The following is a 26,814-nucleotide window of genomic DNA, read 5'->3' as shown; positions in this document are numbered from 1 at the left end:
ATATGATTTTGTGTAGAAATGCTATAAATAGAAAAGCCCCAGAAGTGTTTTTCTGAGGCTTTTTATTAAGTCGAATTATTCTATAACAATCTTTCTAACTTCTTTTCTGTCGCCATCCTGAACAGTTACCAGGTAAATTCCCGATTGTGCATTATTTAACTGTAAGTTTTGGTTAAATAAGCCTGAGTTCTGGTACGATTTGTTGAAGATTTCTCTACCTCTGATATCGTGAACAACCACTTTGATTTCGTTGTTTGAATTCGATTTGAACTCAACATTGAAGTTTCCGGTGTTCGGGTTCGGGTAGATGTTGAAATCTTGTAAATTAAAGCTTTCAGATCCAAGAGTTATCGAAGTTTCTGTTTTACAGAACTGGAATGTGATGCTGTTTAATGTTGCCGATCTTGACGCATTTGCTTTTTTAGCAGCTAACATCCATTGTCCGGCAGAGTTCATTCCTTCGTAAACGCTTAACGGTGAACTTGGTTTGTACGTCTGGTTGGTTCCTGTTGCAGCACAACTGAAGTTGGCTCCGTCATCATCGAAAGTAGCTTTTAAGTTACCAATTGATGCCAAACAGTTTCCTCCTGTAAAGAATAAAGAGTTAATTGTTGAAGAGTTTGGTAAGGCAATACCTAAACTTAAATCACTAGTTCTTTGACTGTTGATGTCTACTTTGATGTTGAAATCAGAGATAGTATAGTTGTCCGGAACTGGAATAGCATATCCTGTATAACCTGTTGGTAATTCAAGTGCACTAAATGTTCTGGTGTAATCCGTACAGATTTTTTGTACCGTTACAGTATATCCTACAGAGATGTTTTTAGATAGAGCGTAGAAAATATTTCCTACAGATTCTACTTTAATTCTACAGTAAGGAGCCGCTACGTTAGGAACGGTGATTGCCTGTGAACCGTCGTTTGGAGTATTTGCTACTAAAGTAGTAAATGTTGCTCCGTTGTCGCTTGAGAATAAGATGTTAACATTAGCCGTGTTGATGTTGTTAGCAGTTGTACCGGCAACATCCCATGTAATCGTTTGTGTAGAACCTTGTGTCCATGAAGCGTTGTCGTTTGCAGGAGAAGTTACTTTAAATGGACCTGCAGAAGCGTTAACAGTTACAGCCATTGAAGACGTGTTTGTTTGTCCTACGTTGGCAACGTTATCTCTTCCCGTAAGGGTAAAGTTAAGTGTTCTGGCTACATCGGATACCGATTCCCATGTAGTAGATAATTTGTTTTGTAATACAGTAGCAAAATCAGGCATATAACGAACCGGAGATGTAGACGGTGCTACAGAACGGAAAGTTGGACCAGTTGCTTTTGTTGGCGTTGCCACACTGTTTGCTCCTGTGTTACCCGAAACGGCAGTGTCGTTTTGTTCCCAGTTGTAAGTAAGTGGGTTTCCGTCCGGATCAGTTCCTGTACCTCTCAATACGAAAGCTGTTCCTTTTGGAATTGTATAGTTTGATCCAGCACTAATAACCGGAGCCTGGTTTCCTGTTGGAGTGGTTACCGGACAAGATTTACCAGCCATATTCGTTTGAATCTGTAAGATACTTCTGTAAGTGAAATAGTCATCAGAATGTGCCTGAACGTTATAGTCAGTAATTCCGGCATATCCCATGATAGAGGATCCTGAACCTGGCTCAACATTCACACCTGTTCCTTCGATATTGTGAGAGAACGTGTGGTTAGCTCCTAATTGGTGACCTAATTCGTGTGCCACATAGTCAATATCAAAAGTGTCTCCCATTGGAACATCATCAGCAGGCGATGTATAACCGCTACCTTTGCTGTTGTCTACGCAAACACAACCAATACATCCTGCATTACCACCACCTCCGGAAGCACCAAATAAGTGTCCGATATCGTATGCGGCATTCCCAAGAACACTGGTTAAGTTGTTTTGTAATTCGGCATTCCAGGCACCATTGGCACCAGCAGCTGCGTCAGAATAAGGATCTGTTGCGGCATTGGTGTAAATTACCAATGAGTTGTTGGCAATGATGTTTAAGTGAATGGCAAGGTCTTTTTCAAATACACCGTTTACACGCGCCATTGTTGCATTCATAGCGGCTAAAGCTCCGGCAACTGTACCACCGTGGAAAGTAGTGTATTCTCCTGTACAGGATAATGCCAAACGCATCGTTTTTAACTGTCCCGTGTTGGAAAGTTGTTGCGATGGGTTGATTTTATGTAATAATTCATCGTTTAATGCTTCTTCGTGCGGTGTAGAACAGTTAAAAGGAAGTTTTCCTTTTTCTCTTGCCGAAGTATAGAAAGCATAGGTTTTGCCATCTGCTGAATAAGGCTCCATGAATTCCGCTTTTTTACCAGCTCTGAATACCATAGTCTGAATACCTTCCGGAGCGATACTTATACGCAATTGTGCATATTGATCATCAATTCCGATTCCGATATAAGAACGAATATCCGGGAATTGTAATTGCAATTCCGGAGCAAAGTTAGAAGCTTCGTAAATTCTGAATTTCTCTATTTTTCCGTCTGCATTAGGGATGGAAATAATAACATCCGAATTGTTGGAAAAACGACTTGGAGCTTTGGAAAGTTCTGCTTTTAAGCTACTGAAGTCTAAATTATAAAGAGAATAGTTAGTAGGGAAAGATTCTCTCTGTGCTTTTTTTGAAATAACTACTCTTTCTTGTTTTGCAGGGGTCCATAATCGGCCATTTTGGGCATAGCCAACGGACATAGCAAATACTGATGCGAAAGACAAAAGTATTTTTCTTTTCATCTGAGGGATTTTAGGTTGTTAAACAGTTAAGTTTTGTAAAAGTACACCATTTATATAAAAAAAAAAGATTTTTCCTTTTTTTAACAAAAAACAGCACACTAAAAGCATTGATACTGTATATTATAGTCAAATTTATCAATAGTAAGTAAAGACTTTTTGGTGTTTTAAAATGTAAAATAAAAATCTGTAATGTTAAAATAAAACATTATTAAATGATTTTTATGTGATTTAATTGTTTTTAGTGTGTCTTTTTGTGGGATTTGAGGTGTTTTGTGCGAAAAAAAATACTTAAATTCTTGGGTTAAATAATTCTTATCAGAATATTATATAAAAACTACAGTATTACAATGTTAAGGTGGGGCTTATTTCGATGTTAATCCAAATTTACCGGCTTTAAACAAATAGAACCGGACGCTGCCAGATAACAATTGGTATCAGTTTACTTTTTTCGATGATTATAACGATAGTTTAGTTGCGACTATGGTGATAGATAGTATCGTATGGCAATACCTGCAGGGACAATTGCTGTCTAAGGTGGACAATTTGATAAGTAAGGAACAAACAATTTTATACGACTCCATGCACTGTCGGTTTGTTTAGACCCGGCAAAAGAAATTTTAAATGGCGTTGTGCTGAAAGGAGTTGATTTTACCGATAGCGGTGTAGTTTATAGTTATCTTGGTCAAGCTGTAGTACGACGAAATACTGAGGGCTACTGCGGCTCTGGCGATTAATATTGATGATTTAGATAACGGAGTGTCTTTTATAATGCTTGGTGAAACAGGTGGTTTTAAAATGATCAAATTTATTAAAGGCTAAATGGAAATAGACTGTTTTTTATAGAAGAGCTGTGTGGGTTTACGCACAGCTTTTTTTGTATAATAGGATTTTTTGAAGTTGATCACTAAAGTTTTATATATCAAAATAAATTTACTATTTGTTATATTTGAAACAATAAGTATATGTTTTAAAACAAAGAAATGTGAAGAGGATAGTCAGAAAACTATTTTTTTGGATTTTACTGTTTCTGATTTTAGATGGTAAGGCTCAGGAAATAAAACAGCAGAACCAAAAAGAATATACGAGATGTTATACTGTGGAAAATGAATTTTTTTTGCAGGAAGAAGAAACCGGAAGAGCAACGATCAACGAATTTGAAACCTGGTTGGCTCCATTGGTAGAACAAGTCAAAGAGGGAGGTGGAGATGGACAAAATAGTAGGATGAGTAGTGTAATCAGAATACCGGTAGTGGTTCATGTAATTCATAACGGACAAGAGGTTGGGGTAGGTTCCAATATTGCAGACGAACAGGTGTTGTCGCAAATTGAAGTGCTCAATCAGGATTTTAGAAAGAAAGTCAATACACCCGGATATAATGAGAATCCGGTTGGCGTAGATACCGAAATTGAATTCTGTCTGGCGCAACGAACACCAGATGGTAATCCGACTAATGGAATCGACAGGGTAAATACAGGTGTGTCCGGCTATACATCGCGACAACAAGTAGAGAATGTGTTAAAGCCAGCTACAGTATGGGACTCGGAACGCTATCTAAATATTTGGGTGATCAATATTGAGGGAACCGGAGAATGGTCGAAACGGCTGGGGTATGCCCAACCTCCTTCAGCTTCTAGATTAACCGGACTTAGAGGACCAAATGGAATGACATATAGTGATGGTGTCGTAATAAAATATAAGGCATTTGGTTCCAGAAGTATTTATCCGGATGGAACATACCAATTGTTATACGATCATGGCCGAACAGCCACCCATGAAATTGGACATTGGTTGGGATTGCGCCATATATGGGGAGATGGCGGTTGCGATGTCGATGATTTTTGCGCCGATACGCCCTTGGCAGCAAGACCTAACGAATTGTATTGTAAAGATCAGGGAGTAGATTCCTGTCCGGATTCGCCTGGTCGTGATATGGTCGAAAATTATATGGACTATACAAGAGATATTTGCATGAATGTATTTACCCGGGATCAAAAATATAGAATGCAGGCTGTTTTGTACCATGCACCCCGGCGTTCGGCATTGCGCTTTTCAAATGCCTGCGTGCCCTTACATCTTCAAACAGAAGCAGCCATTAGCATGAAGGAGTTGGCGATGCTAAAATGTGAAAATACCGTTGTGCCTTCTGTCGTTTTGAAAAATAATGGAAGTGAAACAATCACAAGTGCAAGCATAGCCTTTGGAATAGACGAAACAGACGAACAGCGTTATAACTGGACCGGAACATTGGGTAGTAATGCTTCCGTTACCATAAATCTTCCGGAACAAAATAGCATCCCGGGTATACATACGTTTTATGCGAGTCTGAAAACGGTAAATGACAAAACAGATGAGTATAGCGGAAATAATGATATAGGGAAAACGTTTGCAACCAGTTATACTGCCGATGAACTGATATTTACACTCCAAACAGATTATTTTGGAGCGGATACAACCTGGGCATTGACCGATAGTGCTGGAACCGTATTGTATTCGGGTGGGCCTTACAGGAATACGCCTAGATGGATTGGCTTTAAACCAAATCCACTTGATCCTCCAATTGTAGAAAACTGGAAACTGCAGGAAAGCGGTTGTTATACCTTTAGGATATATGATCTCGGTGATGACGGAATTAACAACAGAACAGACGGGGCAGGCTATTATAGTATAGAAACGGCAAATCATATCCCTATAGTAAGAGGGGGCGTTTTTGAAACGGAAGACGAACATAGTTTTAAAATCGATAAGTTGAATGCTGGGCTTGATGATTCCGATGAAGCAGGAACAATTAGTCTTTACCCGAATCCATCGAACGAAAAAATAACAATTTCACTTCCTGCCGCAATCGGATTGCCGGAGTACATGTGCTTGTTTAATAGCTTGGGACAGGAATTATTGCGGGTTGTCGTTCGAACGGATAGCGACTTAACGATGGGTGTTTCCGGATTGAGTACCGGTATTTATTTTGTTGAACTGAATAAATCAGGGCGCTTAAAAATGATGAAGTTTGTCAAAAAATAAAAGAAATAGCCTAATTATTGAATCAAAGAGGATTGTTTTATTGCAATCCTCTTTTTTTATATAAATGGGAACACGTAAATTTGCCAATCAAAATCAATCCATTGAAAGTATTTTCATCAATTCAGGAATTTAAAACAAATACCAGAACCGTAGTAACGCTGGGAACGTTTGATGGTGTTCATTTGGGGCACAGAAGTATATTGGAAAAAGTAATGGCCAGTAGTAAAAAAATGCAGGCCGAAAGCCTTTTGCTAACCTTTTTTCCACATCCGAGGATGGTATTACAGCAGGATTCGGATATCAAATTACTGAATACAATCGATGAAAAAATCATTTTACTACGCGAATTCGGAATCGAAAATCTGATTATTCATCCATTTGATCAGTCATTTTCAAGATTGACAGCGGAAGAGTTTGTAAAAAACATACTCGTGGATCAGTTTAATATCTGTAAAATAATTATCGGATATGATCATCGATTCGGACGAAACAGAACAGCGACAATCGACGATCTGATTCGTTTTGGAAAAGAATACGGTTTTGAAGTAGAACAGATTTCGGCTCAGGAAATCGACGACGTGTCCATCAGTTCCACCAAAATACGAAATGCATTGGCCGAAGGAAATGTGGCGCTGGCCAATTCGTACCTCGGATACCATTACTTTTTTACCGGAACGGTGGTAAAAGGAAATCAACTGGGACGAACCATTAATTTTCCAACTGCCAATTTTAAAATTGAAGAAGACTACAAGCTGATTCCGCAAAATGGTGTCTATATTGTGTCGTCTGTAATTGATGGTCAGTTTGTGCCGGGCATGATGAATATCGGAGTGCGTCCAACCGTAGATGGCGTGGCGTTAACCGTAGAAGTAAATTACCTGGACTTCGACGGTGATTTATACGGACAAAAACTGAGTGTTTCCATTTATGAAAAAATCAGGGACGAACAAAAATTCCCTTCCCTCGACGATCTGAAAAAGCAATTGGCGTTGGATAAGCAAACAGCCAAAAACTATTTTTTAGAAAGAGAAAACAAGTCACTTTAACGATTAATCTGCCAAATTAAAATAATCAGGCTTAAAATTTTGTAAATTTGATAAGTGCTTGAGGCTGAAACCATTCGTTTTTTAGCTTCGAAGACAAAATCCATGTCTCACTTTAAAATTTACGATTATGTTTAAGTCAAGAGAATTTAAAAACGGGATGGTTATTTTTATCGGAATTGCACTGTATTTCCTCATCATGGAACTACTAGGGTTAACCGATAAATTGTATTTGCGATTGTTTAATGCGGTAATTGTACTCTATGGTGCCAACAGAACCATCAAAGAAAACTTCAGAGATGGCAATACCGAATACCTGAACAATATGCTTTCAAGTTTTAAAACCTGTGTAATCGGTATCGTGGTCAGTGTGGTCGCGCTTATTGTTTATGTGCATATACGAGGCGGCGAACCGTATCTGGCGCGTCTTTCGGATGGCTTCCTGTTTGTAGGTGGAAAACCAAAAGTAAACGAATATTGTATCGGACTACTATTTGAAGGAATTGCATCCTCTGTAGTAGGTTGTATCTTATTAATGCAATATTGGCATGGTAAAGTCCTAAAACCAAGACCGCATCATCATTGATCGGTGAATTTTTTCAGTTCGAAAGTGGCTCCGTCAAAAATACCGTAGGTAAAATAATGAATCCAGTCACCAAGATTGAAATATTTGGCCGTCTCGGAAAGCGTAATTTCGAGCGGTAAATGCCTGTGCCCAAAAACGAAATAGTCATATCGTTTCGATTGCAGTTTCATTTTGGAATACTGTACCAGCCATTCGTTTTCTTCGCCCAGGTATTTTACATCTTCGGCGCCCGAAATCAGTTTGTTTTTTACCGAAAGGTATTGCGCCAGACGTACGCCCAAATCCGGATGTAACCAACGGAACAACCATTTCGAAAACGGATTGGTAAAGACTTTTTTCATCCTTTTGTAGCCTTTGTCGCCAGGACCTAAGCCATCGCCGTGACCAATCAGGAACAATTTGTTGTTGAAAGTGAATTCCTGTGGCGTATGATATACCGGAATGTTTAATTCCCGTTCAAAATAATCGTACATCCACAAGTCGTGGTTACCTACAAAAAAATAAATCTGAATACCGCTATCGCGCAATTCGGCCAGCTTACCCAAAACCCGGATAAATCCTTTTGGGACGACTGTTTTGTACTCAAACCAGAAATCAAAAAGATCGCCAAGTAGGAAAAGTACTTCAGCATCTTTTTTGATCATATCCAGCCAGGCTACGAATTTCTGTTCCCGTGGAAAGCTTTTTTCCGCAGTTGGTGCACCAAAATGCTGGTCGGAGGCAAAATATATTTTTTTGTTTAACGGAATGTTCATAAGCCTACAGATTATCCGATTGATACCATTCTGCAAATGAGGTTTCCGTTTCCTGTAATCGTAGGGAATGCAATTGAATGCCTTTTGGAAGTCGGTTTTTGATTTTTGCAGCAAAATCGATAACCATATTTTCGCTCGTTGGTTGATAATCGACCAAAATTACATGATGACCACGGTTTTTTAATTCGTTCGCCAGTTCAAGATGTGGCGTATTCTGGTTGAAAACCGTAGCATGATCAAAAACATCCACAATCTCTTCTTTTACGATATGCTTTAAATCGCCAAAATCGATGACCATACCAAACTTTACATTCGAATGGTCCGTTATCGGAGTGCCAATTACCGTTACCGATAACTTATAACTGTGTCCGTGTACGTTTTTGCATTTGCCGTCGTAGCCATATAGCGCATGACCGGTTTCAAAAGTAAATTGTTTGGTGATTCTGATGTTACTCATCCTGTAGAAATTAGATTGCAAATTTAGTAAATAAATTTAAGCGATCGAATTTCACTTTTGTCATATATTTGTTGCTACTTTATAACAGGGTATGAGCGATTTCCAATTGAATCCACTATACGAACAAATCATCGACGATTTGTTAAACCAACAATTCAGCATTGCTGACCATTTCTTTTCGGACAATGAGGTCGTTGCCTTACGCGAAAGTTTACTTTATAAATACGAAGAAGATCAGTTTAAAAAATCCGCTATCGGAAACCAAACTAACGAACAGGTTATGACAGCCGTTCGCGGGGATTTTATTTTCTGGCTGAATGAAGCCGAAAGTAATCCGGCCGAAAAAGCCTATTTCGATAAGATTAATGATTTTATAGAATACCTGAATCGGACGTGTTTTATGGGAATCCGCGATAAGGAGTTTCATTATGCCTATTATCCGGAAGGGACTTTTTATAAAAGACATCTGGATACGTTTCAGAATGACGACCGACGAAAATTGTCAATCGTATGTTATCTGAACGAACAGGACTGGCAACCGGAATATGGTGGTGAACTGGCGATTTATATCAATAAAGAGGATGGAGAAGTGACCGAAACGATTTACCCGGTAAAAGGGCGTATGGTTATTTTTGAAAGTCAGGTGCTGGAACACGAGGTAAAACCCGTAAAACAACCCCGGTTAAGTATTACCGGTTGGTTGCGAACCCGATAATTAAAAACACCTATATAGTACACCTGACAGGTTTTCGAAACCTGTCAGGTGTTTTTAGTTAGGAGTTGCTTTTATTCCTTTTTTTCGCGCGGTAATACATCAGATAGGCAATACAGGCGAGTACTACAAACGGAACCAACGAGCCAATAAAGACACCGATTTCATAATTTTTATCGGGTGCATTCTGGATTTTCTCTTCAATATTAACTTGTAGTAGTAGGAATAAGGCCCTCATTTTATTTCTTTTTAAATTGATTCAGTGCGTTTACGGTAAAATCGGATAAAACCAGTTTTCCGGAAATCCCGGCGCGTTCGTATAGTAACGTATCCCAGTTTTCGGTTCCTTCCCACAACACCTTTTTCATTTCGGATAATGCTTCCGGATTGTAGCTGGCCAACTTCGATACAAATAGATCCAGTTCTTTATCCAGATCGGAAACGTTTTCGAGTACTTTGGCATACAATCCTTTTTCCTGAGCCCAATAGGCATTTTTCCATTCGTGTGCAGCTAACGTCATTTCAGCCAATGCTGCTTTTCCGATTTTACGGGAAACAGCCGGTTCGATTACAAAAGGCCCGATTCCGATCGCTAATTCCGAAAGTTTGATCGCGCTTTGTTCGGTAGCCAGTGCATAATCGCAGGCTGCCGCTAATCCAACACCACCACCAACGGCTTTTCCGTGAATACGGCCGATGATTAGTTTGGAGCAGTTGCGCATCGCATTGATCACATTTGCAAAGCCTGAAAAGAATTTCGCACCGTCTTCCAGATTGGATACGGCAAGTAGTTCGTCAAACGAAGCACCGGCACAAAAAGCACCGTCGCCTTCACTTTTTAATACAATTACCGAAACCTCAGAATTGGTGCTGAGTCCGTTCAATTCGTCGGTAAGGCGTTGTAATAATTCGCCGGGAAAAGAATTGCTGGCCGGATGACCGAATTCCACAAAGGCGATTTTATTTTCAATTCGGGTATATAAAGAACCGTTTTGTCTGTCTGTTGTCATGCGTAAAAATAATTTGCCTTAAAAATACACTTTTTGCCACAAAGTATTGGTAGGTTCCCCGAAAAAGCTATATTTGTACCCGAATTCAAACGGGGATGTAGCTCAGATGGCTAGAGCGTTTGGCTGGCAGCCAAAAGGTCGTGGGTTCGAGCCCCATCTTCTCCACTTGAAAATAAAAACCTGTACTGAAAAGTGCAGGTTTTTTTGTTTGTTATAGAATAAAACTTTCCGATTGAGATTATAAATTGATTTTTTCTAAACAATTAAATTAAGCTTTATTTTGAGATGTATTTTACAAGTACTAATGCTAAAATGCAAAGAACCGTCAGTATTCTCCAAACCCAATGTAGAATTATATCAATTCTTACCGCTTTACGATCATCCTTAGTTGTTCCGTGTAACCTGCATTCTCCTCGCTCATAAAAAAAAGGAGAATTCTTTTTAATTTTTTCCATCTCATTAGGTTTTAAGATTTAACAACCCATTTTCGAGAGCATAAACTACAAGGCCTACTCTATTTTTTAAGTTAAGGTTGCGTATCATACTAGTAGTATGTGCTTCTAGAGTCCTGATATTAATAGACAATTTTTCAGCTATTTCTAAAGATGTATATTGTAAAGCTATTAGTTTGATGATTTCCAATTCTCGGGCACTTAAAGGTTCTTGTTTATCTTTCGCTAAAATTGCTTTGTGTAAAATCTCAGAAACCGATTCAGTATAATAATATCCTTTTTCTTTTATTGAACTAATAGCTCCCATGAGTTCTTCTGTAGTATGACTTTTATTAATAAATGCATTTGCACCTAATCGAAATACTAATGAAATTACTTCAGGAGTGTTATATTGGGTAAGAACAATAATACGAATTTCGGGATGATTTTCTTTTAACCATTTAATTGTTTCATATCCATCCATTTCGGGCATTCTTATATCGGTAATAATAGCCTCGGGATAGTTGTTTGTATTGCAATTTTGCAATTTTGTAATCATGTCTCTTCCATCATGAGCTTTAAAGACGATATCTATATTAGAATTGGATAATTTTAAAAAGTTTGACAAAGATTCCAAAAATAAGATGTGATCATCAACAAGACCTAAATTCATAGCTTTTATTTTGGACAAATATATAAATAAATGTTGATTGTACTATTTTTTGTATAGTATTTTTACTATTTTTAAAATAGTGTTTATACTTGATGTGGTCAAAGTTATTTTTTAGATAAAAAATTAGCCATAGTACATGGTTTGTTATCTTAATATTTGACACTTGAAAAAAATAAAAATTAAGATTAAAATGTGGGTTCGAGCCCCATCTTCTCCACTTGAAAATAAAAACCTGTACTGAAAAGTGCAGGTTTTTTTGTTTGAAATCAATGCATAAAAAAAGTCGGAAGATTTTTCTTCCGACTCCGACTGCTCCAATAGAGACATTTTATCTTTTTAAAATTCAAAAAAAGTAACCTTATAATAATTGCTGTTATCGGATTCGATTAGCCAGACCCCTTTTTCGGATACATCACTATTAACGGATATTTCTTTTTTTGATGATTTATTTAATTCGATCAGGTAATCCTGAACTTTTTTGTTACTACCGTTAAAATACAATGTTGTAAAATCAAACTTTAATTTTTTGTATTCCTTTAATGTGAAAAAAGCTAAAACCTGAGTATTGCGAAGTTCAGCTTGCCACATTTTATCAACACTGAATGGAATTTTAGACGAATTTATCATATTTCCCGATGCTAAATCGATCTGGCTATAGTAATAAAATTTTCTGGAGAAGTGTTGGTAAAAGGTAAGACGCCCTTGATTGTTCACTATTGAAAAATCAAGATTGATTCGTGTTTTAGAAGCATCATGCGTTAGGTCGTCATCTGAAAATTCCTCCGTTTTTTGCCATAGCAGTTTTCCTTCGGCATCAAACTTAACAACATAATATCCGCCTACGTCAGTATTGTATAACCTTTTGTCTTTTTTTCCATACAATCCATAAATGTATAGCTCATTTGTGTCTTTATCTATGAGATAATTATTAATAGATAATTGATCAACAAATTTCAAGGCGTTTGATGATACATGAGCACTCACATCCATTTTGCCACCTCCATTATTCGAAAATATAAGTGGTTTTCCAATATTTACATTGTACGTTATGGTTTTAATGTTCTTTCCGTTAAGATCAAAAATAGCTCTGTGAAGGACAAAAGACTTAATGTCTTTATTGATATATTTAGTAGCGATCTCAAAAGAGTTTTTATGAAAGCGTGTTGTATAAGCAAGGTCATCTAAATCATAGTAGTCTTTTTTATTTACGTTATTAAAAAAAGAAGGTTTCTCTAATTTGATAACCTGCGTTTTCTTTAGCTTGTTGTCGTATTTATGCCAAAATAAATCATGCTTTTCAATATTATCAACTATTTTGTTTTTTTCACTTCCTAGACCGTAGGAAAAGTCTTTTGAAAAAAGAAAGAGTCTCTTGTCACCATCTACTGTAGCGATTACTTTATTTCCGTCGTAAATTTTAGTGTCAGTCTGCCAACCTACAGTGTTAAATCCATCACCGGAATAGATGTTGTCGTCAAATGGTGACGGTATAAAACGTAAGAATTTCTCATCTTTAACCAATTCCATTGGTTCGGGATTGTCAAGGCTATATAGTTCTACTTTGTTAATTCCTCGGATAGTACCATACGATTTTCCTTTTTTGACAAGCAACTTGTTTTGTTTGGATAAGACTTCAAAGTCCATCGGGTTGTTGTCTTTTTCTATTTTTTCATTGATAATAGTGGTTTGCGCCGATGAAAGAAGAGATGAAAGTAAAGCAATGCTAAAAAATAGTCTTCGCATAAATTTTTATTTTTTTAAATCGGCGGCAAAAATAGAATAATTTATAATGTAAAATGCCTTTCAATCCCAGTGAACACGTACAAAAGGATAATTTATAATGTTTCTTTTTAGTGTCTGTTTTATGGCTTTGAAAGTCAAAATGATAATCGATTTAGTCTGATGTTTGATGTAAAAACAGTACTATGGGTAATCGAAGTTTTTTGTTTTTATTCGGACTGAATTTTAAAAATAAGCCCGTAATTGGATATTTCCGGTATGAATCGTTTGACTCGTTTCGCTTTTACGTCCTTGGTAGTTCAGATTAACGTCCAGGTATTGCGTCAGGTTTTTTTGTAAAAGTAAACGCCAGGTTAGGTTTTCACCGGCCTGTAATCCTTCCAACATCTGATAGGCCACTGGCGATAGTTCGTTTCCGGTAAATTTATTCTGGTAGTACGACAACTCTCCGTTTATCGTAAAACGTTTGTCGGAGGCATAGCTAAACGACGTTCCAATCCGTTGTTGGTTAAGCGTTTCAAAATCGGATATTTTATTCTCTTTTAACTGGTATTCGTAGAAAACATCCCAACTGGCATTTTTGGAGAATAAATAGGATACTTTGGGTGCCAGTTGATAGCCTTTTAATTCGAAGTTCCGACTCGCATAGTTTTCGGAATAGGTGTTGGATTGAATGGTTTTTCCGTTAAATCCAAACAACCAGATCTTCTGAACCAAATGTGCATACTGGATTTGATGGGACGAATTGGTGTTTTCCTGCGATCCTACCGATAGTAAGTTTTTCGAACGGTTGGTTAAAAAAGTATAGGTCACGGAATGATCCTGCTTTCCGCGGTTGTAAAACAAACTGTTTCGAAAACTGGAATTCAGTCCGAGTAGGTCGTCGTCTTTTCCAAAAAATGGATTCAAGTCGAAGTTGTCGCTCTTACGAATAATTTTCCGATCGATGATAAAAGACGTCTGGTTATAAAAATAGGATAATAGTTTTCGAAACCCGGTTTCGTTTTGCCATTGGTTCGGATTTAAGGTTACCGATTGCGAAAATTTGTTCTGATGGGTTTTGATAAAAATCTGGTTCGGTAAAAACACGCGGACATATTTTGTCTGATCCGGGAATTGCGCAATCTCAAATTCTTCGAGTTCCTGAATGCCGTTTCCGTTATAATCGTTCCACATATAAATCCCTTGTCCGGCTTCGACCTGTAAGTAGGTAAATTCCTGCTGGGCAATGCGCCCGGAAGTGGTTTCGTAGGCAGTTGTTACCTGAATCAATTGATTAAAATAACGATCGTTATATAATAAACGGGAGTTTAAAGAAGGTTCGCTACCCCGTGCCGGATCTTCGTATTTCAAGTTTCGATAATTGACAAATAGCGATAAATCACTTTTTTCGGTTTGTAGCAAACGCGATTTCAAATAATAAGAACGGGACGTATTGACTTTGGTCAGCAGACCGTTTTGTAAACTGTCGTTTGTACGTTGTAAATACCCGAATTCCATATAAACTTTTGTACTGTCACCACGACCTACAAAAGCGCCAAATTCTTTAAACCGCTGACTTAAGGCGGTGAATTGGTTGGTTTCTTTTATTTTTTCTTCGTTGTTTTCCATACGTACGCTACCGCCAACCCAGTTTTTACCAATATGATATTTTGCCTGAGTGTTGCTTCGGATAAATTTAGAAGTGGAATACGTACTACTACTATTTAGGAAGCTGTTATTGTTGCGAATCGACCATTTGTCCAGTTGAAACTGACCTTCGACTACATGTCGTGTTCCGGAAAAGCTTTCGGAAAAATCGAGTTTCTCCAATTGATAACGCGCAAAACCATTATTGCGGGATTGAGTTGTTTGTGGTAAACGGAAATTTAATCCCGAAACCAATAAGCTTTGATCGCCAAGCGGATTCGTAAGGTTCCAGTCGCGGTCAAATTCGATACTGAAAAGACGTTCGATGGTTTTGAATTTCTGCTGTACAAACTGATAGTTCGCAAAACCGTCTATTTCCCAACGTTTGGACCATAGTCGTTGTTTAACGTTAAAACGTCCGGCCAATCCCTGGTTGTCCTGATCATCGATCGTCGAAAATAAGTTTTTGTCGTTATTGCTCAAACCAATTTCAAAGTCAACGAGTGTTTTTTCACTGGGATTAAATTTTCCGAGGAAGGTTGCAATCTGAATACTCGTTGGTGCAACCAGTCGCACAATCGGTTCGTAGTTTCCTTGTGGAGCGCCGTTTAACGGAGCGATATATTCATAGATACGTCCAACGGCCTGATTGTTGGCCAGAATATAATTTCCCTGGTTATTGCCAACCAAGGTAAAGCGTACATTGTACAATTCGTCCTGCGGATTGTTGGAATAGACATAGGTGGTCACGCCGTTAACGATGACTTTTTTATATAGAATTTTGTTTTCGGAATAGCTGTCCGGATAGGCCGAAGGCGCGTTCATCAGGTTGGGATCGTTCCCCGCTTCGCTCAAAATCTGAATTTGTTCGGCCGAAAGGTTTTGTTGTAACGGCTGACTTTTAATATCGCTTTCGGAATACAAAAATCCACCTACGCTCCAGGTGTCGCGTTCGTGGGTTACGCCGCCATAAGCTACATATCGGGTGTAATTTCGATCGGTATATTGGTATTCGATGTTGATCCGCATTTCGGAAGTGATCGGAAATAACGACGTAAAACGGATCTCACCGGCATTGTAGTCAATGATATAATCGTTGCTTTCGCCGCGTTTCAACAGGATTCCGTTTACATAAACGCGTTCGGATCCGGAGATAACCAACACATATAATTCGCCATTCGGACCTTTTAATTTATAGGGTCCCTGATTACCTTCCTGTCCCACAAAGGTACTGCGGGTATATTGTCCGCGAACCAAGGCTCCGGCTGCAAAAACATCGGTTTTGCCACCCGTGTCGCCAAAGGTAAAATGGGTGGAGAGTCCCTGTACTTTTTTGTTGAAATTCAGAAAACGGGATTGTCGGTTTTCTAAAAATAAGTCACCGGCACGGACATTCCATTTGTCGGAAAACAATTCGATAAAAATCTGATCGAATTCGTCCAGTTTCTGCGAATAACCGCCTTCCTGTAACGGAATATTGCTATCCTGAATCGACGCGCGAAGGCTTACTTTGTCGGAAATCTTTCCGGTGATTTGTAAGTCAAGATTGGAATTTAAAACCGTGTTCTGATTGTTTCCGATCGTGATACCACGGGTGATGCTTCCGGAAGTGTTTAATCCGTCGAACGGTTTAAAGTTGTTAACCGGTTCTCTTTTGATGGTATATAATTGTTGACCGTTTCCGTTGCTCACCACGCGCGACGGATCGTAAATCGTATATTTTTTGGTAAGGTATTCCGGGAATTTTAAATAACGGACGGTTAGTGTGTCGTTACTTTGGAAATTATTTTTGAAATGCAATTTGCCTTTCTGGAAATCGACGGCATAATAGGTCGTGTCAATTTCATTTCCGGCCTTATCCAATACTTTAAAAAAAGCTTTGTTGATGCTAACGTTGTCAATCGCAATGGTGTCTTGGGTTACCTGGATTTTTTTGGATTTATAGGGCGTTTCAATTTCCTGGGCATAAAGGCCGGAAATACAAAACAATACCAGAATCAAAATCCATTTTTTCAGCATACAGATATAACTCCAAAATGCCAAAAGTAGTGTAATTTCAATAGAAATTTTAAAAAGCGGGAAGTGTAAGCGGAAAAAACCGGTAAAAAGAACCCTTCTTTGACTGTTCCTTTTACCGGTTTGCGGTTTTATTTATTCTTTGGTGATGATTTGCATCGTCTCACGGCTCATTTGTTTTACCAGTACCGTTTTGTCTTTTTCGACCATTTGTACCGCTTTGTCTGTGAAATGACGAATTGTGTACAAGGAGACATTTTCGTTATAGGTCACTTTGAATTTTTTAGAGAGTGCCGCTTTTAGTTCGTTGAAATGATTAAACTTGTCTTCAATGCAAACGGAAAAACTAATCGCCGTATTCTGGATCAGGCTCACCTTTATTTTGTACTGGTGGAATAATCCGAAAATTGCACTGATGTTTTCTTCCATGATAAACGAAAAATCAATTGATGACAGGGAAATCAACATCTGGTTTTTCTTAACGATAAAGCAGGAAGTCTGTGGTTCCAGATCGGCTCCTTTGGAAACACTGGTTCCCGGTAATAATGGGTTGACAAACGACTTTACATATAACGGAATTTCCTTTTTTTGTAGTGGTTGTAAGGTTTTCGGGTGAATTACCGAAGCACCGTAAAACGCCAGTTCAATTGCCTCGCGATAGGAAATCTGATTTAACAGGACTGCGTTTTCAAAATACCGCGGATCGGCATTTAAAACACCCGGTACATCTTTCCAGATGGTCACGCTTTCGGCATTCAGACAATACGCAAAAATAGCCGCCGTATAATCGGAACCTTCCCGTCCTAAAGTAGTTGTAAAGTTGTTTTCGTCCGATCCTAAAAATCCCTGAGTGATGTTCAGAACGTTCTTTTTGATGTTTTTGGAAATGGTTTTCTGTGTTAATTCCCAGTCGACAATCGCATCACGATACGTATTATCTGTTTTTATCAAATTACGTACATCCACCCATTGGTTTCGGATACCGCTATGATTAAAGTAATAACTCAGAATCGTAGTTGATACAATTTCGCCATAACCTACAATCTGATCGTATACAAAGTTATAGTTGGGCGATTTGTTGATGTCCAGAAAATGCTCCATATCGGTAAAATGCCGGTTTACAGCTGCAAATACCTCGTGCTTTTCGTCTTCAAACAAATCCAGTAAAATCTGATTGTGGTATTTCTTGACTTCCTGAATGGAAGCCTTGAGCTCCGCCGATTTATCAAAATAGTTCTTTATAACCACTTCCAAAGCATTTGTGGTTTTTCCCATTGCCGAAACAACCAGAAGAACATCGTCAAAACCTACTTGCTGCAAAACGTCGTATACGTTTTTAATACTATCGGCATCTTTTACAGAGGCGCCACCAAATTTGAATACTCTCATTGTTTAAAAATTAGACCTATATAATAGTATGATTACACTCGCTTTAACGCGGTTGTAAGCTGTTTGTAAAATTGCTTATTCCGGCTTCGTCCATTTGTACGACATACCAGTCTTTTAAAACTTTTGCACCCGATTTTTCGTAAAAGTCAATCGCATTTTGGTTCCAGTCCAGTACAGCCCATTCGATACGGCGAACATTGTCTTTTTCGCCTTGTTTGATTACTTCGGCATATAAAGCATGTCCCAATCCGGTACCGCGCATTTTTTCGCTTACAATCAAATCTTCCAGATGAATCGTTTTGCCTTTCCAGGTCGAATAACGATAATAGAATAAAGCCATACCGACAATCTCATGGTCGACTTCGGCGATAAAGGTTTTAAAAAGCGGGTTTTCACCAAAACCGTCGCGCACCAGTTCCTCGGCGGTAACCACTACGGCATCGGGTTCTCTTTCAAATAGCGCCAATTCACGGATCAGTCCGAGTACGGCTGGCATATCTTCTTTTTGTCCTTTTCGGATGTTCATTTTACGGAAATTAAGTGTTTTATTATTGCCGGAATAAAATCTATTGGCATTGCACAAAAATAGCGATATTTGTACTCGAAAACACAACAACAACTCTAATAAATAATGAAAGATCGCAATATAACGTTAGGTGAGTTTATCATTGAAAAACAGGAAGAATTCAAGTACTCATCCGGGGAATTGTCCCGAATTATCAATTCCATCCGTCTGGCGGCAAAAGTGGTGAGCCACAAAGTAAATAAAGCCGGATTGGTCGATATCGTAGGAGCGGCCGGTGAACAAAATATTCAGGGCGAAGACCAGCAAAAGCTGGATGTATATGCCAATGAGGTTTTTATTCAGACGTTGATCAATCGTGAGATTGTTTGCGGAATTGCGTCCGAAGAAAACGACGATTTTATTACCGTTCAGGGAAAAGATGCCAGTCACAATAACAAATATGTAGTGTTAATGGATCCGTTGGACGGCTCGTCCAATATCGATGTAAACGTATCGGTAGGAACGATTTTCTCGGTTTATCGTAGAATTACGCCGATGGGAACACCGGTAACACTGGAAGATTTTTTACAACCGGGCGTAAATCAGGTGGCAGCAGGTTATGTAATTTATGGTACGTCGACCATGTTGGTGTATACGACCGGTCACGGGGTAAACGGTTTTACGTTAAACCCGGCTATCGGTACGTTCTATCTGTCGCACCCGAATATGAAATATGCACCCGACGGAAAAATCTATTCGATTAACGAAGGAAATTATATTCATTTCCCACAAGGGGTTAAAGATTATATCAAATATTGTCAGTTGGAAGAAGGTGATCGTCCGTATACGTCCCGTTATATCGGAAGTTTGGTATCCGATTTTCATAGAAACATGATCAAAGGCGGAGTTTATATTTATCCGACCAGTTCCAAAGCGCCAAAAGGAAAACTACGTTTGTTATACGAATGCAATCCAATGGCTTTTATCGCTGAGCAGGCCGGAGGAAAAGCGTCCGATGGTTTTGATCGTATCCTGGAAATTAAGCCGACCGAATTGCACCAACGCGTACCGTTTTTCTGCGGAAGCCGAAACATGGTGCAAAAAGCAGAGGAATTTATGGCTAATGCCGCTCAATAATAGAAAGACCTGTCAGGTTTTACAAAATCTGACAGGTCTATAAAACAAAAAAGTCCTGAGAATTCAGGACTTTTTTTATTCGGTATAACCGGATTATTTGTTCATGTTTTGCATTTCGTAAATAAACGTATCCAGATCTACATTTAAAACCAATAACGAAAACGCTTTGTCTACAATATAAGAAGCGTTACTTGGTGTAAAGCCTAACGCTAGTACAAAACGGATTAGGATTTCTTTTTGTTTTGGCCCTAGAATATGATCCGCATAAACCATACGGGATAAATCATACAAACGCTCTAAACGTTGTGTGTATAAATAAGGAGGATTAACCGGATATTTTAAAGGATTCTCCAGGATTTCTTCATATTCCTCTTTTGAAATTTCCAACTGAATGGCCAACTTATCTAAGAAGTTTCTTTCCTCCTGAGTCAGGTCGCCGTCTGCAATGGCAACGCGTACGATAGCCGAAAAATGACCCTTGTTTCGGGACTTGAATTCGCTATCAAATAAATCTGAAAATGACATAACTTTTACAATTAAATGGTGTTGTGCAGGTACAAATATACTTTATTTCCCATCCTGTTAAAACAAAATGGTAGCTTTTGTTGACGGAGTATATAAATATCAAAAATAATTGTAAGTTTGGATTCCCAAGTCAATTTAAAAGAAATACTATGTCAGAATTTTGGATATACTTTAATATCGGTTTGCGTCATGTGCTCGATATCAATGCTTATGATCATGTTTTGTTCCTGATCGCTTTGGTGGTTCCCTATGCGTTTAAAGACTGGAAACGGGTGTTGTTACTCGTAACGCTTTTTACTCTGGGACATACTTTGTCACTCATGCTTTCGGTTTATGGAATCGTATATATCAAAGCCAATCTGGTCGAATTTCTAATTCCGATTACCATTTTGGTTACGGCATTGTTTCATTTGTTTACCGCTGGAAAGTCATCCAAAAACGAAAGTGTCAGTTTTGTGGCTTTCGTGACGCTTTTCTTCGGAATTATTCATGGATTGGGCTTTTCCAATTACTTTAAAACCATATTGCCGGGCGCCGCATCCGATAAATTACTGCCGTTACTCGAATTTGCACTCGGTATCGAAACAGCCCAAATTATTGTAGTACTGGTAGTATTAATCCTTTCCTATATTATCCAGACTTTTTTCCGCTTTTCCAAACGCGACTGGACACTGGTTATGTCGGCTTTTGTGATCGGTGTGGTATTGCCAATGATCATTAGTAGCGAAATTTGGAACCGCTAAAAAAAATGCTTATCTTTTCAGTATCAGTAGCGAAACGTTTGCGTATTTTTGTATTCCGTATTCCTGCTGTCCGCTATATCGTGTTGGTGTAACAAGGATGTCGCTTCCATCAGGGCTATAGGGATAGGCCATTACCTTTTGTGGTGGTTTACAAGTAACTAATACATTTAATGAAAGAACAAAAACGGAATAAGTACGATAAGGCCTATCTGAGAATTGCAAAAGAATGGAGTCTGTTGTCGTATTGTAAAAGAAAACAGGTTGGTGCAATCATTGTAAAAGACCGTATGATTATTTCCGACGGTTATAACGGAACACCATCCGGATTTGAGAATTGCTGCGAAGACGACGAAGGATACACCAAATGGTATGTGTTGCACGCCGAGGCGAATGCAATCTCGAAAGTGGCACGATCAACACAATCCTGTGAAGGCGCAACCTTATATATTACCCTATCGCCTTGTAAGGATTGTAGTAAACTGATTCATCAGTCCGGTATTAAACGGGTTGTTTATTATCAGGGATATAAAGATGAAGAAGGACTTGATTTTTTGAGAAAAGCAGGTGTAGAGGTAGAGCATATTGCTGATTTGGATTGATATGAAAATTAAAAAAATATACTTGCCGGTAATCATCACTACGGCACTCGCTGTGGGTGTGCTTATTGGGGGCTATCTTAACTTTTCTGCCCCAACGGCGAATTTTTCCTCAAACGCCAGTAAAAATAAACTCAATAAACTACTGGATTTTATCAATAACGAATATGTCGATGAGGTCAATACCGATTCGATTGTGGATATTACTGTAAACGGTATTCTAGAAAAACTGGATCCGCATTCGGTTTATATTGCTAAAAACGAGTTTGAATCGGTGGCGCAAAGTATGAAAGGTGACTTTGTGGGAATTGGAGTCAATTTTTATACCTATAAAGATTCGGTGGCGGTTATCAAACCGATTGCCGGCGGACCTTCGGAAAGAGCCGGAATCCGTGCGGGCGATCGTATTTTGTTTGCCGGTAACACAAAGTTGTTCGGAAAGAAAATATCCAACGACACGCTTTTTTCAAAACTCAAAGGCGAAAGAGGATCCAAAGTGGAGCTGACCATTTTTAGAAAAACGGAAAACAAAAAGTTTAAAGTCAATGTAACCCGCGATTTAGTGCCAATCAAAAGTGTGGACGTGGCTTTAATGCTCGATAATAAAACGGGATATATTAAAATCAATCGTTTTGCCGAGACCACTTTTAAAGAATTCCATCAGGGATTGTTAAAGTTAAAAGCGGCCGGAGTAAAAGAACTCATTGTCGATGTTCGGAATAATGGCGGAGGCTATATGGAACGCGCGGTGGAAATCGCAGACGAATTCCTGAAAGATAAAGAACAGATCGTTAAAATCAAAAACCGAAAAGGAGTGGAGGACGTGAGTAATGCTACTTCGAAAGGAAGTTTTGAAAACGGGAAACTATACATTCTGATCGATGAAAACAGTGCCTCGGCAAGTGAAATTCTAGCCGGAGCAATTCAGGATAACGATCGCGGACTTATAGTTGGAAGACGATCGTTTGGAAAAGGCCTCGTACAACGGGAAATGCCTTTAGGTGACGGATCTGCGGTTCGTCTAACGGTGGCACGTTATTATACGCCTTCGGGACGATCCATCCAAAAACCGTATAACAAAGGCTTGGAAGAATATTACGGTGATTTTGAAAAGCGTTTCGAGAACGGCGAATTATACGCATTTGATAGTATCAAAGTTGCGGATAGTTTGAAGTTTAAAACCAAAAAAGGAAAAACGGTTTACGGTGGCGGTGGTATCATTCCGGATATTTTTGTCCCGATGGAAGGAAAACATGGCGATGAAGCATTGAATATGATTATGCAATCCGGAATCGTGAGTTATTTTGTTTTTGAAGAACTGGATCACGAAAGAATGCAATTTCAGAAGTTAAGCATTCCGGAAGTGGAAAATAAAGTGATCAAGACCGACTTTTATTATGATGGTTTCCGTAAGCATTTGTCAAAAAGCGGACTGATTTTTAATCTGGATAAGCATAAAGATAAAGTGAAACAATATCTGGCTGCCGAATTTGTGCGTCAGTTGTTTGATGAACAACATTATTATCAGTTGATTCTAAAAGAGGATCCGATGATTAAAGCGGTATTGGAAGCGGCTAAAAAATAGAGTAAAAGAAAAGGGAGCTTAGCTCCCTTTTTTATTTTCGTATACTGTCGTGCGAATGGGTTTCGATACCGTTGTTCCACAATGTAAGAAGGTCTGTCGCTACCGATGCACCACTTCCGGCGGCTATCGCAAGCTGACTTCTCCATCCGGCCAAAGTTCCGGCTACATAAATACCGTCGGCAACAAGATGATCATTGTTTTTAAGTTGAATGCGATTCTTCTCCGGTAAAGCTTTACGGTGCGGTTCAATGTAATGTTCCAGTCCTTCTATTCCAAAAAGGTTGGAGGAACCGATGGCAACTACAATCGCACGGGTTTTATAGGATGCTTTGTTAGTCGTTACAGTAAAGTCGCCCGATGTTCCTTCGACTTTGATTACTTTTTCGTCTGGAATTTGTACGATATGAGGGTAGGTTTGCGCCAGATGATCCGTACTTTCGGTTAGAATTTCCGAACCCAGTTTTCCTGCCGGAATACCATAGGCGTTATTAAATAGCGCGTCTTGTAACGACGACGCCTTCTGGTGGGTGATAATGCCTATTTTTTTGTCGGTTACAAAACTCTTTTTATGAGCCGACCCTAATATAAGGGCACACGAAACCCCGGCTACACCGCCACCAATTAGCAACACATCAAACATGTCTTAGTTTCCTTTTGTTTTTTCTTCGATGGCTTTCGACATCTTGAAGATTAATAAAATACAAACAGCGCATAATGAGGCCACAATGCCGATTAACGCCACTAAACTGTTGCCTTCAAAAAGATTCGAAAAATCCAATAACGTTACGTTAAACACAATTAACCCCAACGCGGCAGCGATTAGTATGTATGAGAAAATTTTCATTGTAAATAAAAAAAGAACTACGAGTAGTTAAATTATGGCGGTGAAATTAGTAAAAATCTACTTAAACAAATAGACCTTTAACATTCGCTGCGAATAATTTAACAGCGATGGCTAAAAGAACAACGCCAAACACCTTACGGATAACACCCAGTCCGTTTTTACCCAATGTTTTTTCGATTCGGGATGATGATTTTAAAACAAGGTATACGATTAGAATGTTGGCCAGAATACCAAAAATGATGTTGATTGTCTGGTATTCCGAACGCAATGATAATAAAGTAGTCATCGTTCCGGCTCCGGCAATTAACGGAAAGGCGATGGGTACGATGGATGCCGTATTGGGGGCATCATCTTTATAAAGTGTGATCCCTAAGATCATTTCCAATGCCAGGAAAAACAATACAAACGAACCGGCTACGGCAAACGAGTTGACATCGATTCCGATCAGTTTTAAAATTTCATCTCCTACAAAAAGAAAGGAAATCATAATAACAGCCGCTACTATAGAGGCTTTTTCAGATTGTATATGGCCTACTTTGTTGCGTAAATCAACAATAATCGGGATGCTTCCGAAAATATCGATCACCGCAAATAAAACCATTCCTACCGTAAAAATTTCTTTCCAATCGAATCCCATACCTATTATTTTTTTAAGACTGCAAAATTATATAAATTTATAACAAAAAATCTAAAAACAAGGTTAATATTTAACATAAAAATAAAATTGACCTCGAAATGTCTTTGTTTATTGCTTATTTCGTAATGAAAGAGGGTGTTTTGCCCCGTGTTAAAGTCCGTATTAATTTGTACCTTTGTCGGCTAATTAATGAATTCCGAGTATAATGTTTCAGTTAGGGAAAACCATCGTGTCTGAGGAAATTCTTGAAAAAGAATTTGTGTGTAATCTGTCGGCTTGTAAAGGGGCTTGTTGTGTGGATGGTGATGCCGGTGCGCCACTTGATCAAAGTGAAGTGGCAATTCTGGAGAAAATTTATCCCATCGTAAAACCGTTTTTACGTCCCGAAGGTGTCGCTGCAATCGAAGCGCAGGGAACTTCAATCGTAGGTTCGGATGGCGAACTGGAAACACCGTTAATTAACGGGGCGGATTGTGCGTATGTTATTTTTGATGGGCCAACGGCGCTTTGTGGTATTGAACAGGCGTACAACCAAGGTTTGGTCGATTGGAAAAAACCGGTTTCCTGTCATTTGTACCCGATACGGGTTAAAGACTTTTCCGATTTCGCTGCGGTGAATTATCACAAATGGCATATCTGCGACGATGCGTGTTCGCTTGGAAAAGAGTTGGAAGTTCCGGTGTATAAATTCGTAAAAGAAGCATTGGTTCGTAAGTTCGGGCCGGAATGGTATAGCGAACTTGAAAAGGTGGCCGAAGAACTTAAAAAGTAGGCTGGCTGTTTTCTTTCGGAAAGGCTTTAATCTGGTGTGTTTGCACGGAAAGTGTTTCTTTTTTTAACTTTACGTTATTTTGTAATGTATTGTTTTTCAAAAATATAGGTTTTTAAACGCGGCTTGAAAGAATTTTCTTCGCTTGTTAAAAACTCGTCTTAATTGTGAATAAGTTTGACTCGATTTGTCTTTCTTTTTCCGTTTCAAATACCAATCTTTGTAGTGTGTTTTTCTTTAGAAAAACATAAAATTAATCTTTTAAAAGTCAATGTACTATGTCGGTGATAGAACCAATTTTGCAAGAGAATAAAGACCGTTTTGTTATTTTTCCAATCAAACACCACGATATCTGGGATTGGTATAAAAAAATGGAGGCTAGCTTTTGGACGGCAGAGGAAATTGACTTACATCAGGATTTGACCGACTGGAATACCAAGTTAAACGACGACGAGAAATATTTTATCAAACATATTTTGGCATTCTTCGCGGCTTCCGATGGTATCGTAAATGAAAACCTTGCGGAAAACTTTGTAAACGAAGTGCAATATCCGGAAGCGAAGTTTTTCTACGGATTCCAGATCATGATGGAAAACATTCATAGTGAGACCTATTCTCTTTTGATTGATACCTATGTAAAAGACGAGGCTGAAAAAAATGAATTGTTCCATGCTCTAGATGTTTTTCCTGCCATTCGCAAAAAAGCAGATTGGGCATTACGCTGGATTGAATCCGATTCGTTTGCCGAAAGATTAATTGCTTTTGCGGCCGTAGAAGGAATCTTTTTCTCCGGAGCTTTCTGTTCGATTTTCTGGTTGAAAAAACGCGGTTTGATGCCGGGACTTACTTTTTCGAATGAGTTAATCTCAAGAGACGAAGGGGTACATTGCGATTTTGCGGTTCACTTACACAACCACCATTTGGTAAACAAAGTACCGAAAGAGAGAATTGTGGAAATCATCACCGATGCCTTAACTATCGAAAGAGAATTTATTACCGAATCATTACCGGTGAGTTTAATCGGAATGAATGCAACACTAATGACACAATACCTGGAGTTTGTAGCCGACAGATTGTTGGTGGAACTGGGTTGTGAAAAAGTATATAACGCGAGCAATCCTTTTGACTTTATGGATATGATCTCGTTACAAGGGAAAACCAATTTCTTCGAAAAAAGGGTATCCGAATACCAGAAAGCGGGTGTATTAAATAAAGATACCGACTCGCAAAAAATTAGCTTCGACGCTGATTTTTAA

General features: G+C 38.7%; 24 protein-coding genes and 1 tRNA gene. 11 read left to right on the top strand and 14 right to left on the bottom strand.

The window, feature by feature from the left end; translation table 11 throughout:
• Positions 1–75 precede the first annotated feature (75 nt).
• Complete coding sequence (locus AAFN64_RS15250; protein ID WP_347761102.1) at positions 76–2,757, bottom strand: reprolysin-like metallopeptidase; 2,682 nt, start codon at positions 2,755–2,757, stop codon at positions 76–78.
• Positions 2,758–3,739: 982 nt separating this feature from the next.
• Here AAFN64_RS15250 and AAFN64_RS15245 point away from each other — a divergent pair.
• The 3 genes from AAFN64_RS15245 (at position 3,740) to AAFN64_RS15235 (ending at position 7,405) form a co-directional block, all read left to right on the top strand.
• Positions 3,740–5,776 (top strand): M43 family zinc metalloprotease, encoded by a 2,037-nt coding sequence (locus tag AAFN64_RS15245; protein ID WP_347761101.1) that lies wholly within the window; start codon positions 3,740–3,742, stop codon positions 5,774–5,776.
• A 101-nt stretch (positions 5,777–5,877) separates the two neighbouring features.
• Positions 5,878–6,822 carry a bifunctional riboflavin kinase/FAD synthetase gene (locus AAFN64_RS15240; RefSeq protein WP_347761099.1) on the top strand — a complete coding sequence of 315 codons (945 nt, stop codon included), beginning with the start codon at positions 5,878–5,880 and terminating at the stop codon, positions 6,820–6,822.
• Between the two features lie 127 nt (positions 6,823–6,949).
• Complete coding sequence (locus tag AAFN64_RS15235; RefSeq protein WP_300486862.1) at positions 6,950–7,405, top strand: hypothetical protein; 456 nt, start codon at positions 6,950–6,952, stop codon at positions 7,403–7,405.
• Here the strand turns inward: AAFN64_RS15235 and AAFN64_RS15230 are convergent.
• Positions 7,399–8,160: a UDP-2,3-diacylglucosamine diphosphatase gene (locus AAFN64_RS15230; protein ID WP_300486865.1), complete on the bottom strand. Its 762-nt coding sequence runs from the start codon at positions 8,158–8,160 to the stop codon at positions 7,399–7,401. The genes AAFN64_RS15235 and AAFN64_RS15230 overlap by 7 nt on opposite strands.
• Positions 8,161–8,164: 4 nt before the next feature.
• On the bottom strand, positions 8,165–8,617 hold the full coding sequence (locus tag AAFN64_RS15225) for a 6-carboxytetrahydropterin synthase (protein WP_300486867.1): 453 nt from the start codon (positions 8,615–8,617) through the stop codon (positions 8,165–8,167).
• A gap of 91 nt (positions 8,618–8,708) precedes the next feature.
• Here AAFN64_RS15225 and AAFN64_RS15220 point away from each other — a divergent pair, with 91 nt between their 5' ends.
• Positions 8,709–9,332: a 2OG-Fe(II) oxygenase gene (locus AAFN64_RS15220; RefSeq protein ID WP_347761097.1), complete on the top strand. Its 624-nt coding sequence runs from the start codon at positions 8,709–8,711 to the stop codon at positions 9,330–9,332.
• Positions 9,333–9,390: 58 nt separating this feature from the next.
• Here AAFN64_RS15220 and AAFN64_RS15215 read toward each other — a convergent pair whose 3' ends face one another.
• Entirely contained in the window at positions 9,391–9,567 is a 177-nt protein-coding gene (locus AAFN64_RS15215; RefSeq protein WP_168732822.1) for a hypothetical protein, read from the bottom strand.
• 1 nt (position 9,568) lies between these two features.
• Positions 9,569–10,339, bottom strand: a complete 771-nt coding sequence (locus AAFN64_RS15210; protein WP_300486874.1) for an enoyl-CoA hydratase/isomerase family protein — start codon at positions 10,337–10,339, stop codon at positions 9,569–9,571.
• A 91-nt stretch (positions 10,340–10,430) separates the two neighbouring features.
• On the opposite strand from AAFN64_RS15210, the gene AAFN64_RS15205 reads away from it, so the two are divergent.
• Positions 10,431–10,504: transfer RNA gene (locus AAFN64_RS15205), tRNA-Ala, on the top strand.
• A 294-nt stretch (positions 10,505–10,798) separates the two neighbouring features.
• Here AAFN64_RS15205 and AAFN64_RS15200 read toward each other — a convergent pair.
• From AAFN64_RS15200 to AAFN64_RS15180, 5 genes are all read right to left on the bottom strand, one after another.
• Complete coding sequence (locus AAFN64_RS15200) at positions 10,799–11,443, bottom strand: response regulator transcription factor (protein WP_347761096.1); 645 nt, start codon at positions 11,441–11,443, stop codon at positions 10,799–10,801.
• Between the two features lie 336 nt (positions 11,444–11,779).
• The gene (locus AAFN64_RS15195; RefSeq protein WP_347761095.1) at positions 11,780–13,186 is read right to left on the bottom strand and encodes a hypothetical protein; all 1,407 of its coding nucleotides are present in this window, start codon (positions 13,184–13,186) and stop codon (positions 11,780–11,782) included.
• A 222-nt stretch (positions 13,187–13,408) separates the two neighbouring features.
• A complete protein-coding gene (locus AAFN64_RS15190; protein WP_347761134.1) occupies positions 13,409–16,831 on the bottom strand; it encodes a hypothetical protein in 3,423 nt (1,140 codons plus the stop codon).
• A gap of 132 nt (positions 16,832–16,963) precedes the next feature.
• Positions 16,964–18,217, bottom strand: coding sequence for an aspartate kinase (locus AAFN64_RS15185; protein WP_300486880.1), 1,254 nt, complete (start codon positions 18,215–18,217; stop codon positions 16,964–16,966).
• 43 nt (positions 18,218–18,260) lie between these two features.
• The gene (locus AAFN64_RS15180; protein ID WP_300486883.1) at positions 18,261–18,743 is read right to left on the bottom strand and encodes a GNAT family N-acetyltransferase; all 483 of its coding nucleotides are present in this window, start codon (positions 18,741–18,743) and stop codon (positions 18,261–18,263) included.
• 105 nt (positions 18,744–18,848) lie between these two features.
• Here AAFN64_RS15180 and fbp point away from each other — a divergent pair, with 105 nt between their 5' ends.
• Positions 18,849–19,859: a class 1 fructose-bisphosphatase gene (fbp, locus tag AAFN64_RS15175; RefSeq protein WP_300486886.1), complete on the top strand. Its 1,011-nt coding sequence runs from the start codon at positions 18,849–18,851 to the stop codon at positions 19,857–19,859.
• Positions 19,860–19,952: 93 nt separating this feature from the next.
• Here the strand turns inward: fbp and AAFN64_RS15170 are convergent, their stop codons facing one another.
• Positions 19,953–20,384: a TerB family tellurite resistance protein gene (locus tag AAFN64_RS15170; RefSeq protein ID WP_300486889.1), complete on the bottom strand. Its 432-nt coding sequence runs from the start codon at positions 20,382–20,384 to the stop codon at positions 19,953–19,955.
• Between the two features lie 149 nt (positions 20,385–20,533).
• Here AAFN64_RS15170 and AAFN64_RS15165 point away from each other — a divergent pair, with 149 nt between their 5' ends.
• From AAFN64_RS15165 to AAFN64_RS15155, 3 genes are all read left to right on the top strand, one after another.
• Positions 20,534–21,127, top strand: a complete 594-nt coding sequence (locus AAFN64_RS15165) for a HupE/UreJ family protein (RefSeq protein WP_136403753.1) — start codon at positions 20,534–20,536, stop codon at positions 21,125–21,127.
• 170 nt (positions 21,128–21,297) lie between these two features.
• Complete coding sequence (locus tag AAFN64_RS15160) at positions 21,298–21,726, top strand: dCMP deaminase family protein (protein ID WP_347761093.1); 429 nt, start codon at positions 21,298–21,300, stop codon at positions 21,724–21,726.
• Between the two features lies 1 nt (position 21,727).
• On the top strand, positions 21,728–23,308 hold the full coding sequence (locus AAFN64_RS15155) for a S41 family peptidase (protein WP_347761092.1): 1,581 nt from the start codon (positions 21,728–21,730) through the stop codon (positions 23,306–23,308).
• Positions 23,309–23,339: 31 nt separating this feature from the next.
• On the opposite strand, the gene AAFN64_RS15150 is transcribed toward AAFN64_RS15155, so the two are convergent.
• The 3 genes from AAFN64_RS15150 to AAFN64_RS15140 form a co-directional block, all read right to left on the bottom strand.
• Positions 23,340–23,948, bottom strand: coding sequence for an FAD-dependent oxidoreductase (locus AAFN64_RS15150; RefSeq protein WP_347761091.1), 609 nt, complete (start codon positions 23,946–23,948; stop codon positions 23,340–23,342).
• A 3-nt stretch (positions 23,949–23,951) separates the two neighbouring features.
• Positions 23,952–24,152, bottom strand: a complete 201-nt coding sequence (locus tag AAFN64_RS15145; RefSeq protein ID WP_256552256.1) for a hypothetical protein — start codon at positions 24,150–24,152, stop codon at positions 23,952–23,954.
• Positions 24,153–24,213: 61 nt separating this feature from the next.
• A complete protein-coding gene (locus AAFN64_RS15140) occupies positions 24,214–24,789 on the bottom strand; it encodes a MarC family protein (protein ID WP_256552257.1) in 576 nt (191 codons plus the stop codon).
• A 205-nt stretch (positions 24,790–24,994) separates the two neighbouring features.
• Here AAFN64_RS15140 and AAFN64_RS15135 point away from each other — a divergent pair, with 205 nt between their 5' ends.
• Together AAFN64_RS15135 and AAFN64_RS15130 are read left to right on the top strand one after the other, a co-directional pair.
• Positions 24,995–25,561 (top strand): DUF3109 family protein, encoded by a 567-nt coding sequence (locus tag AAFN64_RS15135; protein ID WP_347761090.1) that lies wholly within the window; start codon positions 24,995–24,997, stop codon positions 25,559–25,561.
• A gap of 275 nt (positions 25,562–25,836) precedes the next feature.
• Positions 25,837–26,814, top strand: coding sequence for a ribonucleotide-diphosphate reductase subunit beta (locus tag AAFN64_RS15130; RefSeq protein ID WP_347761089.1), 978 nt, complete (start codon positions 25,837–25,839; stop codon positions 26,812–26,814).

Source organism: Flavobacterium sp. CAU 1735 (genome assembly GCF_039888695.1).
Classification (GTDB): Bacteria; Bacteroidota; Bacteroidia; order Flavobacteriales; family Flavobacteriaceae; genus Flavobacterium.
The sequence above is the reverse complement of the archived record's forward strand: the minus strand, read 5'-3'. Positions and strand labels throughout refer to the sequence as shown.

Bases quoted from the DNA above. Each gene is read 5' to 3' on its own strand.
- AAFN64_RS15250 (WP_347761102.1), bottom strand. From the start codon at position 2,757: ATGAAAAGAAAAATACTTTTGTCTTTCGCATCAGTATTTGCTATGTCC.
- AAFN64_RS15235 (WP_300486862.1), top strand. From the start codon at position 6,950: ATGTTTAAGTCAAGAGAATTTAAAAACGGGATGGTTATTTTTATCGGA.
- AAFN64_RS15230 (WP_300486865.1), bottom strand. From the start codon at position 8,160: ATGAACATTCCGTTAAACAAAAAAATATATTTTGCCTCCGACCAGCAT.
- AAFN64_RS15225 (WP_300486867.1), bottom strand. From the start codon at position 8,617: ATGAGTAACATCAGAATCACCAAACAATTTACTTTTGAAACCGGTCAT.
- AAFN64_RS15220 (WP_347761097.1), top strand. From the start codon at position 8,709: ATGAGCGATTTCCAATTGAATCCACTATACGAACAAATCATCGACGAT.
- AAFN64_RS15215 (WP_168732822.1), bottom strand. From the start codon at position 9,567: ATGAGGGCCTTATTCCTACTACTACAAGTTAATATTGAAGAGAAAATC.
- AAFN64_RS15210 (WP_300486874.1), bottom strand. From the start codon at position 10,339: ATGACAACAGACAGACAAAACGGTTCTTTATATACCCGAATTGAAAAT.
- AAFN64_RS15200 (WP_347761096.1), bottom strand. From the start codon at position 11,443: ATGAATTTAGGTCTTGTTGATGATCACATCTTATTTTTGGAATCTTTG.
- AAFN64_RS15195 (WP_347761095.1), bottom strand. From the start codon at position 13,186: ATGCGAAGACTATTTTTTAGCATTGCTTTACTTTCATCTCTTCTTTCA.
- AAFN64_RS15190 (WP_347761134.1), bottom strand. From the start codon at position 16,831: ATGCTGAAAAAATGGATTTTGATTCTGGTATTGTTTTGTATTTCCGGC.
- AAFN64_RS15185 (WP_300486880.1), bottom strand. From the start codon at position 18,217: ATGAGAGTATTCAAATTTGGTGGCGCCTCTGTAAAAGATGCCGATAGT.
- AAFN64_RS15180 (WP_300486883.1), bottom strand. From the start codon at position 18,743: ATGAACATCCGAAAAGGACAAAAAGAAGATATGCCAGCCGTACTCGGA.
- fbp (WP_300486886.1), top strand. From the start codon at position 18,849: ATGAAAGATCGCAATATAACGTTAGGTGAGTTTATCATTGAAAAACAG.
- AAFN64_RS15170 (WP_300486889.1), bottom strand. From the start codon at position 20,384: ATGTCATTTTCAGATTTATTTGATAGCGAATTCAAGTCCCGAAACAAG.
- AAFN64_RS15165 (WP_136403753.1), top strand. From the start codon at position 20,534: ATGTCAGAATTTTGGATATACTTTAATATCGGTTTGCGTCATGTGCTC.
- AAFN64_RS15160 (WP_347761093.1), top strand. From the start codon at position 21,298: ATGAAAGAACAAAAACGGAATAAGTACGATAAGGCCTATCTGAGAATT.
- AAFN64_RS15155 (WP_347761092.1), top strand. From the start codon at position 21,728: ATGAAAATTAAAAAAATATACTTGCCGGTAATCATCACTACGGCACTC.
- AAFN64_RS15150 (WP_347761091.1), bottom strand. From the start codon at position 23,948: ATGTTTGATGTGTTGCTAATTGGTGGCGGTGTAGCCGGGGTTTCGTGT.
- AAFN64_RS15145 (WP_256552256.1), bottom strand. From the start codon at position 24,152: ATGAAAATTTTCTCATACATACTAATCGCTGCCGCGTTGGGGTTAATT.
- AAFN64_RS15140 (WP_256552257.1), bottom strand. From the start codon at position 24,789: ATGGGATTCGATTGGAAAGAAATTTTTACGGTAGGAATGGTTTTATTT.
- AAFN64_RS15135 (WP_347761090.1), top strand. From the start codon at position 24,995: ATGTTTCAGTTAGGGAAAACCATCGTGTCTGAGGAAATTCTTGAAAAA.
- AAFN64_RS15130 (WP_347761089.1), top strand. From the start codon at position 25,837: ATGTCGGTGATAGAACCAATTTTGCAAGAGAATAAAGACCGTTTTGTT.